Consider the following 13,006-nt stretch of genomic DNA (forward strand, 5'->3'; position numbering starts at 1 on the left):
TCCGTCGGACGGCGATGTCCCCTACCCGCGAGTACCCCTGAGACGATGCCGGAAACCCGGCGCCGGCGTCGCGGTCGTAAACTCATCGCGAACACGAGCGACAGCTAAGGAGTTACATGCCCACCGCGACGGTGAACGGGATATCGCTGAACTACCAGGTCAAGGGTGCCGGGCCGTTGGTGGTTCTGATCATGGGAACCGGCAGCCCGGGCCGAGTGTGGGATCTTCACCAGGTCCCGGCCCTGGTCAAGGCCGGCTACCGAGTGTGCTTTTTCGACAACCGAGGCATCGCGCCGTCGTCCGAGAGCACCCAGGGCATGACCATCGATGATCTCGTCGCGGACACAGCAGGTCTGATCGAGCAGGTGCGCGAGGGTGACGAGCAGGCGTTCGTCGTCGGCACGTCGATGGGCGCCCGGGTTGCTCAGGAACTTGCGCTGCGACGTCCGGAGTTGATTCGCAAGGCGATCTTCCTCGCTGGCCACGCTCGGCTGGACGAGTTCCAGAAGACCCTCGGCGAAGGTGAGCGCGCGTTGGCCGATGCGAAGACAGAGCTGCCGCCGAAGTACGCCGCAGCGATCACGGCCGCAATGAACCTATCGCCGACGACTCTGGCAGACCCCAGATCTGCTCGCGATTGGCTCGATCTGCTGGAATTCTCCGTCGCGCCGATCTCCGCGGGCGTTCGAGCGCAGATCGGCATGGACGAGAATTTCGACCGCGGTGCCGCGTACGGAAAAATCGGCGTTCCGTGCCTGTCGGTCGGGTTCGAGCACGACCGGATGATTCCGGCGTACCTGAGTGCGGAGCTGGCCAAAGCCATTCCCGACGCCCAGTACGTGGAGATCCCGGACGTCGGACACTACGGCTACCTGGAGCGACCCGAAGCGATCAACGAGGCTGTCCTGGAGTTTCTGCGGAGCTGACGCACCGTTGGGATAGTGTGCGTTGCTAGGGTCAGGGGGGCACTTCACCAAAGAAGACTGCCCTACATACGTATGCGACGAGTGAGGCGAGATGAGTACCAATCCATTCGATGACGAAGACGGACGCTTCTTCGTGCTGGTCAACGACGAAGATCAGCACTCACTGTGGCCGACGTTCTCCGACGTCCCGCAGGGTTGGCGAGTTGTCTTCGGTGAAGACAGCCGCGCAGCGTGCTTGGAGTACGTCGAGAAGAACTGGACCGACATGCGTCCGCGCAGCCTCCGTGAAGCAATGGAGGCCGACGCGGCTGCCCGTCAGTCCGCTGAGGGAACCCCCGAGGCCTGAGGTTTCTTTTTCTTGAGCTCCACTGGACCGCGTCGCCGACGAACCGTCGGGCGGCGCGGTTCTTCTCTGCGGCGAAGGGTCGGTCGAAGTAGCTCCTCCGTGCGCGCCAGGATCCGCGGCCGACGCAGCGTGCGCGCACCCCACTCGCCGAGCGTGACTCCGGCCGCCAGGCCGCAGCCGATACCGAACGCCGCGAGCAGTGAGCTGAACCCGAGCAGTAGCTGGTCGTTGAGCATCGCGTACAAACCGCGATACAGCGACAGACCCGGCAACAACGGCGTGATGCCCGCGACCGCGACGATGAGCGGTGGAATCAATGCGCGACGAGCCATCAGACCACCTGCGAAGCCGACGACCGTCGCCGCGAATGCCGACGCAATGATCGGGCCCGTAGCCAGCGTCTGGACCATCAGATACACCAGCGCGCCGGCGAAGCCGCCGAGGAACGCCGCCGTCAGGGCACGCTTCTCCGCGTAGCAGGCAAGGGCGTAGAACAGCGAGGCGAAAGCGCCTGCGAGCACCTTCGTCGGGACTTCGGTGATGTCCGGCGGTGGGGTGTTGCTGATGAGCGGCAGATCGCTGCCGATGATCGCCGCGATCTTCAACGACGTTGCGACGCCGGCGATGATGCCGCCCGTCATCATCAGGACTTCGAAGAACCGCGCCGACGCTGTGATCGGTGCGCCCGTGATGGCGTCCTGCACCGAACCGACGAGTGAGAGCCCCGACAACAGCACCGTCACTCCGGCGGCGATGACGAGCGTCGGCGAGATCGTGACTCCCAGTTGGTCCTGGAAGTTGTACAGCGTGATCGCCGGAGTTGCAGCCACGAATCCGCCTACGACCTGCTGGAAGAAGAACGGGAGGCCCGCTCGGTTCAGGACGCGGCCGATGCGGTCGATGACCATCGTCGTCAAGAAGCTGACGACGGCTACCAGCGCGCCACCGCCGACCAAGACACCGATGGATGCGGCCATGCCCGACCACGCGAACGTCGCGACCCAACGGTTGTACGGGTGCGGTGCCGTCGTGATCTTGTTCAGTGTCTCCCGTGCCAGCGTCGGCGGAATCATCTTCGTTCGGACACCGCGAATCAAACGGTCGACGGCAGCGAGGCGAGTGAAGTCCATCGAGCGGTAGTGAACGATGCGCATCGTCGTCGACGGAGGCCGCGTCGGGCCGCGGTGAGCACTGATGGTGATGGAGTTGTACGTGACGTCGACATCGCACCGAGCGAGACCGTAGGTTGCGGCAATGTACTGGACCTGGGCGGTCGTATCCATCGCCCCCGTCCCCGATGCCAGCAGAACCTCGCCGACACGAACCGCGAGATCGAGCACCTCGGCCACCACAGCATCGTCGGAGAGATCGATCGGACGCAGAGGCGACGGCGGGGCTGTGGGTGTATCAATGGTGGCCCGACGCTCACCGGTGATACGACCAAGAGACGTCGTCAGGTCTTGCAGGAAGGTCATGTCCGTCTTTACGTTGCTGGGGTGATCCACCGACAAGGTACCTGCTCACACTGACCGTTCGCTTAGCGGATATAGTGACCACGCAGCAACGCCTCCTTAGCTCAGCGGTAGAGCACTCGCCTTGTAAGCGAGCGGTCAACGGTTCAATCCCGTTAGGAGGCTCTTTCGGACGGCTCTGACCAGCGAAAACGGTTGGGGCCGTCTCTTTTTCGGCCTGTTTCGGCCGCTCGTTTCTGGGTGAGCCCGGTTCGTCCACCTGGGTTTATCTGTCGCTTGTGACCTGGGGATTTGCCGGTTCGGCGGCTCGATTCGGCGCTGGGTGTCACAGAATGTCACAACTCGTTGCTAACTCATCAGTGAGCATTCGTGTGGCTGTAGGTGGATGCGCACGGACTTGACCGGGAGGTTTGAGGCCGGATGGAGGCGTCGTGATTAGTGTCGGTTCTATAGGCTTAAAGCCTACGTATTCGATACTCGATGGAGGTGTCCGTGACTTCGAGCAATGTTCGACGCCGTCAGACCGGTCTACCTTCGGAGTTCGCGCGGCTTCCGATGCGGATGGTGCGAGCCGCGACAGCGGCCGATGTCTACGCGCACCCGCGCGCCGAGCTTGCGCGGCTGACGGACTTGGGTCTACTGCACCGGGTGGCGACGGGCTTCTACGTGGCGGTGCCCGACGACCGGGGCGGGACCGAGTGGATGCCGGGTCTGGAGGCAGCGGCGGCCGGTATCGCGGTAGCGGCCTACAGCGCCGACGATGCCGTCGTGATGGGCGTCAGCGCAGCCCGCTTGCATGGCGCGATTCCGCGCGCGTTGGCGACCGCTGTAGTGGCTTTGCCGATGCGGCACGATCCGATCCGGTTGGCGGATCGTCAGGCGGTGGTTCGGTTCGCCGTGCGCGACACGGCACGTCTGGATGCGGAGCGCATCGATACCGAGTTGGGTGCGGTGCTAGTAACTACTGCGGAGCAGACGGTGTTGGATCTGGCAAAGCGTCCGGGGTTGGGTGATGCCGAGGGGGAGGTGTGGACAGGCGGTGGAGCAGTTGCACCGGCAGTGCGATCCGAATGTGTTGGAGGAGATCGCCGATTCTCAGAAGATGCGGGTAACGCTTGCGCGATTGCAGGATATGTTGGGGAGCAGCAGTGAGGTCCGATAGATGGAATCCGTGGCCGCGCGGTTCGGCGGCAAGTCAAATTTGAACGGTGGTGCCTCTCGCTTGCATAGGGTTGGTTCATGAGGAGGTACGGGTTGCGACGAGGCCGTTCAGTTCGGGCCGGAATGTTGTGTTTAAGCATTGCTTTCGGACTTCTCCTGGCGGCCCCAAGCGTGGCAAGCTCGCAACCAGCACCGACACCTCCGACGGCTGTGCCTACCGAGCTGGTTCCGTCTGTACAAGCAGAGGTTTCAACGGATGTAATGCCTCCAGTCACTTCTACTCCGCCTGCGGTGCCGAGCTTTCAGCCTGGAGCGGGCCCTATCTCCTCGACCCCGGGCGCTGTCGTAGCCGGCCTCGTAGGTGGTCTTTCTGCAATATTGGGTGTGGCGATCACACAGTTGGGTGCATTCCGTTTGTCAAAGAACCAACGGCGCAGTGACCGTAGGTCAGCCCAACTGGACGAGCTGCGGCAGAGCATTGAGGTGCTTGACGGCGCCTACGCCGCGGCCACGGGGTCCGACCTTGCGTCTCGCGAGAGCCGTGACCTAGATCTGGCAATCCGTGCGTACGGCCGGGCTTGGAGGATGAGCTCCGACAGCAAAATCCAGCGCTTGTCGGAGGACTATCACGAGAAGCTGAAGATGTACTCGGTACAGAGCGATGACCTCGACGGACTTGACGAGGCGAGCGTAGTTACACGTGTAGACCTTGATAAGAGTTCGCACAAGCTAGTCGACCGGATACGCGAGGTACTCGACGAACTCGACTAAGGGCGACGATCCACCTTCACGCGCTTCGTCATACCGTGGAACTCCGCGCGATCATCTACCCACTGAGCGAACTTCATGTCGTCGACGTTAGTAAAACGCATCTCCGACGCGTCTCGTTCTACCAGGACGACCTTGATCAGTTCATCTGCAAACGACTGAGTCGCTGCGACGAGCCCGCGGCAATCGACGGTTACGATCGACCCCTTAAGCGTCGGCGGAAGGGCAGAAAGTAGTTCCTGGGCGCGTTTCCGCGTTCCCGCCAGCGGCGGCAATGGCAGCGCTTGCAGCACGGTCACCTCCCAGTCTCGAACTTCAGCGTAGCGTAGACAAGCGTTCCAGGGTATCGAGCGAGCGAATTGCGGGCAAGTATCTTGCCGTTGGGGAGTGTGAACCCGCCGGCGCGCCCGCTGAAGAGTCGAAGGGAGCCGTCTCTCCTCTGCGCGCTTGCGGCTATTTCAGCCAGGCCCAAGCCTCGGTTGCGTTCGCCGGTGCCGCTGACGCCTTTCTGTACGGCGTGCTCAATGGCCGCGACGTCAGATGCAACAGGTATTGCCTTGCTCAGGCTGGCACGTAGCCCAACTCCACAATCGCCGACTGCGAACTCGACGCCCCGGTCGGGTCCCTGGCCCTTCTGCCTGAGAGCTGCCCAACCCCCTGACGCCCCGCTGTGTTCCCACACGTTGGCAGCGGCCTCAGCAACGCTCCTGAACAGTTCGCCGGCCTCCTCGGCGTTATCGCTCGCCAGTATTGCGTAGACCTTTTCGGCCAGCTCATCCGGCGATGTGCTGTCGAACCGGTGTAGCTCCAAGAGTCTGTCTCCGAGTGCCGATTCGACCACGCTGTCGAGATTGCACGGTATGTCGAGCTCCTGGAGGCTTTGTCCTAGGTGCATACGTGCAAGCCAGTTTCGGGTTCTCAACAGCGTTGGTAGGCGCAGATCTACAGCTCGGCCCTGCGTCACTGCATCCTCGGCAACCGCAGCGATGGCAACCAATCCGAGAGTGTCGATGAACTCTGTTGAGCTCAGGTCGATGGTGACGCATTCGGAGTCCTCGTCGGAATCGTGAGCCCACGCCGGGGCGCCGGCCGTGAAGTTCCGATTCGGGTAGATATGCACACTGAGAGTTTTGCAGGCGGCCATTGCAAACCGATGTTCGGCTCCCACGCCCACGCTCACGTCCGTGCCGATCGCTGGCAAGCGTCAGTTCCAGCATCCGTGTCCAGTCAGACAGAAGCGTCGACTCCCTGTAACCGCGACGTCGCTACTCTCACCCGACAACCCGCCCACGCCGGATGGCTCTCCGGCATTCCTAACCTGGGGCTTTCATGCCGGTAGTTAGTGGCGGCGTGTCAAGATGGTGGAATGGTGCCTTGAACTGGGAGAATTCGACTTACCACAGTTGAAACCCGACCAGTTCGAGAGGCACCATCCCGGTGAGTAAGTCTACGTCGCCCTACCCCGCCCTGTCTGTCGATGCCACCGGAGGCGGCATCGTGTCGCACGCCGGAGCGGTGACACTGCTCCGAACCGCGGACGCTACCGGGCTCACCGCAGCGTTGTCCGGGCAGCTTTCGTTGTGGCGGAAACCGTTGGCGCAGTTCGACCCCGGCAAAATCATCACCGACCTCGCCGTGTCGTTGGCGCTCGGTGGTGACTGCCTCGCCGACATCGCGACCCTGCGCGAACACACCGCCGTGTTCGGGAAAGTACCCTCCGACCCAACCGTCTCCAGACTGATCGCAACCTTGGCCGCAGATGCCCCTGCAGTCCTGACCGCCATCGACACTGCCCGAGCAGCCGCTCGCGCCGCAGCATGGAAACATGCCGGCAAGGACGCACCCGATCACGGCATCACCGCAGACAACCCGATCGTGATCGACCTCGACGCCACCCTCGTCACCGCCCACTCCGACAAACAGCTCGCCGCACCAACATACAAGCGCGGGTATGGCTTTCACCCACTCCTCGCCTTCGTCGATCACGGGCAGGCAGGGACGGGCGAGCCCCTCGCAGCACTGCTGCGCGCCGGCAACGCCGGCTCGAACACCGCCGCCGACCACATCGCCGTCACCCGCGCGGCGCTCGCACAACTGCCGTTCACCACCGGCGGCCGCCCCGGCAAGAAGGTACTGGTCCGCACCGATGGAGCGGGAGCCAGCCATGTCTTCATGTCGTGGTTGCATCGGCAGCGGGTGTCGTATTCGATCGGGTTCGGGCTCACCGACGCCATGGTCGCCGCACTGGGCGAGGTCCCCGACACTGCGTGGTCGGTCGCGGTCGACGCCGATGAGAAGGTCCGCGACGGTGCCTGGGTGATTGACGCGACCGGTGTCCTCGACCTCGGGGCATGGCCGCCGGGGATGCGTGTGGTGATCAGGAAGGAGCGCCCGCATCCGGGTGCTCAATTGCGTTTCACCGATACCGACGGACTGCGGCTCACTGCGTTCGCCACGAACACAGTCCGTGGTCAAGTTCAGGTTCTCGAACTGCGGCACCGTCGCCGTGCACGCTGCGAGGACCGGATCCGTATCGCGAAAGATACTGGGCTGAGCAATCTTCCGTTGCACGGGTTCGATCAGAATCGGATCTGGCTTGCCATCGTCGCTCTCGCACTCGACCTGACCGCGTGGACTCAGATGCTCGGTTTCACCGATCACGACGCTCGCAGGTGGGAGCCGAAACGGCTACGGTTGCGGATTTTTTCCGTCGCCGGACGCATCGCCCACCATGCCCGCCGCATCCACCTGCGACTGTCGAAAAGTGCGACCTGGTCCGACCTGATCGTCACCGCACTGAACCGGTTGGCGGCACTGACCGCACCCGCCTGACCGGACCCACCGACCGATCGACCCGAAAGACCCCTCTCGGACAGTGGAACCGAGCGCCCAGCCGAACGATATCGGCACAGTCACCATGCCCGAAGCCGCAATCGAGCTCGAAAACCGCAATCTCGAACCGCTCAGGCCGACACATCGGCCTCATGCAAGATCGAGGCTAGGGCGACCGAGATATGCATGCAGGGTGGCATCGATCCGCGGTTGCCGGCAACTGCGTACTTCGATCTGGCCGGCGCAATCAAGAAACGTGTACCTCAGATGCACCTTCATGCATTCTCTCCCATGGAAATCGTCAATGGCGCAACTCGATCCGGCATGTCTTTCCGCGACTATCTGGTCGCTCTCAAAGAGGCTGGGGTGGACAGCCTGCCGGGAACGGCTGCCGAGATCTTGGACGACGAGGTGCGCTGGGTTCTCACCAAGGGAAAGTTGCCAGCGAGAACGTGGGTCGAGATCATCACTACGGCGCATTCGGTGGGTATTTCCACGACATCGACGATGATGTACGGCCACGTCGACAACCCGACACACTGGGGCCAACACTTGCGGGTTCTCAGTCGCATCCAAGACGAGACCAATGGGTTGACCGAGTTCGTTCCGCTGCCGTTCGTGCACAACTCCGCGCCGATCTATCTGGCAGGTGTCGCGCGTCCCGGTCCCACATTGCGAGACAACCTTGCAGTGCATGCGGTGGCGCGCATCATGCTGCATGGACGGATCGAGAACATCCAGACGAGCTGGGTGAAGCTCGGTGTCGAGGGAACGCAATCCATGCTGCGGGCTGGGGCAAACGATCTGGGCGGCACCTTGATGGAGGAGACAATATCCAGAATGGCCGGTTCTCAACACGGATCGGCCAAGACGGTTGCGGAGCTCGCGCAGATAGCACGCGGCGTCAATCGGCCGCTGAAGCAGCGTACGACCGAATATGGCGATGTTGGCGACGCCGAGCAGGCTCTTTGTTCGTGATCGGACTCAGAAGCTAAGGAACCACTCTGTCACCAGCACCCCCCCGGAGTGTAGTGGCAAGGGCACCTCATCAAACGAGAGGCGGATATAGACAATGAATCCTCGCACTGAGCTAGCTGGGTTTTCATCAGGGTCTGCAGTAGACGATGACGCCAATCTATGGCTTCAGTTCACTCGCATGTCGAAGTTACGCGGAGACAATCTTCCGGTCATCGTTCGTGGTGAAGGTGCTTACGTCTACGACAGCGCTGGGAAGCCTTATCTCGATGGCCTGGCCGGTCTGTTCGTGAACCAGCTCGGGCACGGTCGGACCGATTTGGCGGAGGTGGCGGCGAGACAAGCCTCCACTTTGGCGTATTTTCCTCTGTGGTCGTTCGGTCATCCACCTGCAATCGAACTGGCACAACGACTGGCCGAGATCTCTCCGGGCGACTTGAACCACGTGTTCTTCACCAGCAGCGGGTCGGAGGCCGTGGAGACGGCGTGGAAGTTGGCCAAGAGCTACTTCAAGACCGTCGGAAAGCCGCTCAAGCACAAAGTGATCAGCCGCGTTCTGTCGTATCACGGGACCACACACGGTGCGTTGACGATCACCGGCCTGCCTGACATCAAGAAAGCATTCGAACCGCTGGTTCCAAGTGCGTTCCATGTTGCGAATGGCAGGTCCCCGATAGTCGGGCCACCGTGTTCTAGAGCCACGGTGTGATTGATTTCAGTCGATCTCGCAACCCTCGACCGGTTGGTGGTTGTGGGTGCATTGGGCAGCGTACTCGGACGGCGTGAGGTAGCCCAGTGATGAGTGCCGGTGTCGATGGTTGTGGTCGTCTTTGAAGTCCTCGATCACCACCCTCGCTTCGAGAAGGCTCGTCCAGTGATTGCGGTTCAGGCACTCCTTCCGTAGTCGGTTGTTGAACGATTCGATGTGTCCGTTGTTCCACGGCGTCCCCGGCGGGATGTAGGAGATACCGACACGGTCGCGACAGAACTGTTGCAGCACATGCGAAATGAACTCCGGACCGTTGTCCATTCTCAGGACCATCGGCGGTCCGTCCCACAGCGCGAACGTCTTGTCGAGCTCGTCGGTCAGTCGTTGCGCGGTGATCGAGCGCTCCACGATGTTCAACAGGGACTGCCGGGTGTGTTCGTCGATCATCGACGCGATCTTGATCGCTTTCCCATCCACCGTGGAGTCGAACTGAAAATCCATAGCCCACACCACTTTCGGCGCATCGGCTTCGATCTGCGGGCAGGAGCTGATGCCGGCGCGTTTGCGGGGATGATAGATCCGAACCTGCAGACCCTCCTCCTTCCAGAGCCGGTGCACCTTCTTCTTGTTCACCGACATGCCCTGGTCGTGCCTCAGATGCGCCCAGGCGCGACGGAAGCCGTGCAGTGGATGCGAGCCTGCGTATGTCCGCAGCGACGCCCTCAGGGCCGCGTCGGGATCCGCGGGTGTGTCGGCGATCGGTGTTCGTGCGTAGGTGGAGCGGGCAAGCCCAACAGCTTTGCACGCCAGACGTTTCGACAGACTCATGGTGTTGACGAGCATGTCGACGGCGCGGCGCTTGGCGGCTGGGCTCAGAATTTTCCCTTCGCTACCTCCCGCAGTGCGTCCTTCTCCAGCTCGGCCTCGGCGAGCAGGCGTTTGAGCTTGCCGTTCTGCTCGCGCAGCTCCTTGAGTTCCTTCGCGGCATCGGTGTCCATCCCGCCGTACTGACGCCGCCAGTTGTACAACGTCGCCGCCGACACCTCGAGCTCCGCCGCGATCTCCTCTTGCGTCTTGCCTGCAGCGGTCAGCTCATCGGCACGGCGCAGTTTGCGCACGATGTCCTCGGCAGAGTTGCGCTTCCGTCCAGCCATGTTCTCCATCGTCCTATCCGCCCACTTCAGGGGCAACAAGACTCTAAAACGAGATGGCCCCGTTCACCGGGGACACGCCACGAACACCAACTCGTATCGCGCCTCAGATATCTATCAAGACGACCCTGAGGGCTACGGCACGTGGGCGGCCGACGAAATTGCCAAAGAGATCGAGGCCCAGGGCCCGGACACGGTGGCAGCAGTTTTCGTCGAACCCGTACAGAACGCCGGCGGTTGCCTTATGCCTCCGCCCGGATACTTCGCTCGCGTTCGAGAAATCTGTGATAGGTACGAAGTCCTGCTTGTCTCTGACGAAGTGATCTGTGCATTCGGACGACTCGGCTACTTCTTCGGCTCGGAGCGGTTCAACTACATTCCGGACATCATCACGTGCGCCAAGGGGTTAACTTCGGGATACGCGCCCCTGGGCGCAGTTCTCGCCAGTGAAAAGTTAATGGAACCGTTCGCGACGGGTGAGGGCGTATTCGCCCACGGTTCGACATTCGCCGGCCACCCGGTCGCGACCGCCGTCGGCCTCGCTAACATCAGTGCTTTTGTTCGAGAAGGCGTGAACGAGAACGTTTTGAGCAATGAGGGCCTGTTCCTCGAAACGCTTCAACAGCTGACTGATCTTCCTATGGTCGGGGACGTACGCGGCTGCGGTTACTTCTACGCGATCGAGTTGGTGGCCGACCAGGAGAGCAAGGCGCGTTTCGATCCTGATTTCTTAGGTCGCCTATCGGACGGTTGGCTGGCGCGTGAACTATTCGACGAGGGCCTCTACTGTCGCGTCGACAGTCGCGGTGACTTGGTCATTCAGCTAGCCCCACCGCTGATCTGCGGCCAAGAGCAGTTCGATGAAATCGAACAGAAGATCCGAACTGTCCTCTTGCGCATCATGCCTAGCTAGCGCCCGCTCGGACCTACCGGTTCCAGTCGACCGACGTAAGCCAGTTGTCTATCTCTGCCAAGGATCGACGCCGCATATCGCCTGGTCGTCGACCAAATCGGGCCGATGTCGTGAGCTCAGCCGAGCGCAGCGCACAGCGAGGCTTCGGTTCTGATGGGTTTGTCGCCGAGTCCGCGCGCGAGCGTAGTCAGCAGGGGGAGCAGGACTTTCTCCGTACCCGGCCCGGGGTCGATGAATCCGGCTACTTCCAGCATTGCGTAGCCGTGAACTGCGCTCCACCATTGATAGGCCAACGGGGAGATGTCGGAGGCGGTGTCGAAGCGTCCGGTCACGCATGCGCGTTCGCAGGCTTCTTCGACGCGACGGAACGTTCCGGCTCTTCCGGCGAGCATTTCTGCTGGTTCCGAGCGACGGTATTTCCCGAGTGATGCCGTCACGAACAGTACCTCGTACAAATTGGGTTCACGCCGCGCGAAGGAGATGCTGGCCAGCAGCAGGGCCATGAGATCTCGTACGGGATCGTCGGTGCTGTCGACGGATTGGAGCTCTTCGGCCAGGCTGCTGAATCCCTCTTCGATCACGCTCGAAATCAGTCCTCCGATAGATCCGAACTGGGTGTACACAGCCATCGACGATGTGTTCGCTTCTGCCGCGACCCTTCGCGTCGAGACTGCGTCCGGCCCGTGTTCCGCGATCAAGCGGGCGGCGCTGTTGAGCAGGTCGGTTCGTACTCCCGGATTGGACGTTCGTGACATATCGGCAAGTCTTGCATTGCAGGCTGCGGTGTTGCCCGAGCAGGCGGACAATATCGGATGACATAACAGATGCTATGGTAAGAAAATGCAGTCGAAGGGGGCCCAATTGGATACAGCAATGCGTATCGAGCGCTTTCGGAACGGCAAGTTCGAGTTCGAGGTAAGTGATGAGGGGCCGATCGACGGCTCGATCATTGTTTTGCTTCATGGGTTTCCGCAGAACCGTCATTGCTGGGACGAGGTTCGACAAGTTCTGCACGAGCGAGGACATCGAACGATCGCTTTCGATCAGCGCGGCTATGCGCCGTCAGCACGGCCGCGAAGTAGGTTTGCGTATCGCGTGGGAGCACTCGCGTCAGATGTGTCGGCTCTGCTGAACATGCTGGGGCCGCGTTCGGCGTCGATCGTCGGCCATGATTGGGGTGCGATCGTGGCTTGGGCAGTTGCTGCGGCGCAGCCGGACGCGATCAGGTCGATAACGACTGTGTCCGTTCCCCACCCACGTGCTTTTGCCCGGTCGTTGTTGTCGAGCGATCAAGGCAAACGGGCGATCTATATGGCTGTGTTCCAGCTGCCATGGCTTCCTGAGGCATGGATTCGTCGCAACCCGAACGCGTTCCGCGCCGTACTCAGGGCTACTGGTCTGTCCACATCGGAGGTCGACCGAGTGGTCGCCGATGTCGTCCCAAATTCAGCACTCACCGGCGCGTTGAACTGGTATCGCGGAATCTGCCTTGTCTCGCCACGCACGATTGCAGCAGTTCGGGTGCCGACCACTCATGTGTGGTCAACGAAAGACACTTCACTTTCCCGGTCCGGGGCGGAGCTGACCGGGCGCTACGTGCACGCCGACTACCGCCTCGTCATTCTGGACGGAACCCATTGGATTCCGGACGAGCACCCCGACGCGCTCGCCGTTCTGATCTCAGAGCGAGACCACAGCGCGCTGGATCGCTGACTCGTTCCACCGGCCGGTTGCTCTAGGTAGACCCGGCCGG

General features: G+C 61.7%; 10 protein-coding genes, 1 tRNA gene and 3 pseudogenes. 9 read left to right on the plus strand and 5 right to left on the minus strand.

Translation table 11 applies throughout. The features are described 5' to 3' along the window. Positions 1 to 116: 116 nt before the first annotated feature. Both WDS16_RS26385 and WDS16_RS26390 read left to right on the plus strand, forming a co-directional pair. The gene (locus tag WDS16_RS26385; RefSeq protein WP_338889031.1) at positions 117 to 926 is read left to right on the plus strand and encodes an alpha/beta hydrolase; all 810 of its coding nucleotides are present in this window, start codon (positions 117 to 119) and stop codon (positions 924 to 926) included. 91 nt (positions 927 to 1,017) lie between these two features. After that, entirely contained in the window at positions 1,018 to 1,272 is a 255-nt protein-coding gene (locus tag WDS16_RS26390) for an MbtH family protein (RefSeq protein ID WP_019663793.1), read from the plus strand. Here WDS16_RS26390 and WDS16_RS26395 read toward each other — a convergent pair. Further along, positions 1,242 to 2,738, minus strand: coding sequence for a threonine/serine ThrE exporter family protein (locus WDS16_RS26395; RefSeq protein WP_422395869.1), 1,497 nt, complete (start codon positions 2,736 to 2,738; stop codon positions 1,242 to 1,244). The two genes, WDS16_RS26390 and WDS16_RS26395, sit on opposite strands and share 31 nt — an antisense overlap. Positions 2,739 to 2,837: 99 nt before the next feature. On the opposite strand from WDS16_RS26395, the gene WDS16_RS26400 reads away from it, so the two are divergent. Then, positions 2,838 to 2,909: transfer RNA gene (locus tag WDS16_RS26400), tRNA-Thr, on the plus strand. A 327-nt stretch (positions 2,910 to 3,236) separates the two neighbouring features. Beyond that, positions 3,237 to 3,896, plus strand: a complete 660-nt coding sequence (locus WDS16_RS26405; RefSeq protein WP_338889041.1) for a type IV toxin-antitoxin system AbiEi family antitoxin domain-containing protein — start codon at positions 3,237 to 3,239, stop codon at positions 3,894 to 3,896. A 776-nt stretch (positions 3,897 to 4,672) separates the two neighbouring features. Here the strand turns inward: WDS16_RS26405 and WDS16_RS26410 are convergent. Next, a complete protein-coding gene (locus WDS16_RS26410; protein WP_338889043.1) occupies positions 4,673 to 4,972 on the minus strand; it encodes an STAS-like domain-containing protein in 300 nt (99 codons plus the stop codon). Next, entirely contained in the window at positions 4,969 to 5,874 is a 906-nt protein-coding gene (locus WDS16_RS26415) for a hypothetical protein (RefSeq protein ID WP_338889045.1), read from the minus strand. The genes WDS16_RS26410 and WDS16_RS26415 overlap by 4 nt, the downstream gene beginning before the upstream one ends. Before the next feature lie 236 nt (positions 5,875 to 6,110). Between WDS16_RS26415 and WDS16_RS26420 the strand changes: the two genes are divergently transcribed. The 3 genes and pseudogenes from WDS16_RS26420 to WDS16_RS26430 form a co-directional block, all read left to right on the plus strand. Then, a complete protein-coding gene (locus WDS16_RS26420) occupies positions 6,111 to 7,505 on the plus strand; it encodes an IS1380 family transposase (RefSeq protein WP_338888780.1) in 1,395 nt (464 codons plus the stop codon). A gap of 156 nt (positions 7,506 to 7,661) precedes the next feature. Then, positions 7,662 to 8,483, plus strand: a pseudogene (cofH, locus tag WDS16_RS26425) (5-amino-6-(D-ribitylamino)uracil--L-tyrosine 4-hydroxyphenyl transferase CofH); the annotation flags it as partial. Positions 8,484 to 8,577: 94 nt separating this feature from the next. Then, positions 8,578 to 9,141, plus strand: a pseudogene (locus tag WDS16_RS26430) (aminotransferase class III-fold pyridoxal phosphate-dependent enzyme); the annotation flags it as partial. A gap of 54 nt (positions 9,142 to 9,195) precedes the next feature. Here WDS16_RS26430 and WDS16_RS26435 read toward each other — a convergent pair. Beyond that, a protein-coding gene (locus WDS16_RS26435; protein WP_422395690.1) for an IS3 family transposase occupies positions 9,196 to 10,343 on the minus strand; the annotation gives its coding sequence in 2 pieces (ribosomal slippage) (positions 9,196 to 10,076 and positions 10,076 to 10,343; 1,149 coding nt in all). 82 nt (positions 10,344 to 10,425) lie between these two features. Here WDS16_RS26435 and WDS16_RS26440 point away from each other — a divergent pair. Next, a pseudogene (locus WDS16_RS26440) lies at positions 10,426 to 11,253 on the plus strand (aminotransferase class III-fold pyridoxal phosphate-dependent enzyme); the annotation flags it as partial. Between the two features lie 116 nt (positions 11,254 to 11,369). Here WDS16_RS26440 and WDS16_RS26445 read toward each other — a convergent pair. Next, entirely contained in the window at positions 11,370 to 12,008 is a 639-nt protein-coding gene (locus WDS16_RS26445; RefSeq protein ID WP_338889047.1) for a TetR/AcrR family transcriptional regulator, read from the minus strand. An 85-nt stretch (positions 12,009 to 12,093) separates the two neighbouring features. Here WDS16_RS26445 and WDS16_RS26450 point away from each other — a divergent pair, with 85 nt between their 5' ends. Then, the gene (locus WDS16_RS26450; RefSeq protein WP_338889049.1) at positions 12,094 to 12,966 is read left to right on the plus strand and encodes an alpha/beta fold hydrolase; all 873 of its coding nucleotides are present in this window, start codon (positions 12,094 to 12,096) and stop codon (positions 12,964 to 12,966) included. Positions 12,967 to 13,006 lie beyond the last annotated feature (40 nt).

The organism is Rhodococcus sovatensis (assembly GCF_037327425.1).
GTDB lineage: Bacteria > Actinomycetota > Actinomycetes > Mycobacteriales > Mycobacteriaceae > Rhodococcoides > Rhodococcoides sovatense.

Excerpts from the sequence above, each read along its gene's own strand:
- WDS16_RS26385 (WP_338889031.1), top strand. The coding sequence starts at position 117 with ATGCCCACCGCGACGGTGAACGGGATATCGCTGAACTACCAGGTCAAG.
- WDS16_RS26445 (WP_338889047.1), bottom strand. The coding sequence starts at position 12,008 with ATGTCACGAACGTCCAATCCGGGAGTACGAACCGACCTGCTCAACAGC.
- WDS16_RS26390 (WP_019663793.1), top strand. The coding sequence starts at position 1,018 with ATGAGTACCAATCCATTCGATGACGAAGACGGACGCTTCTTCGTGCTG.
- WDS16_RS26450 (WP_338889049.1), top strand. The coding sequence starts at position 12,094 with ATGCAGTCGAAGGGGGCCCAATTGGATACAGCAATGCGTATCGAGCGC.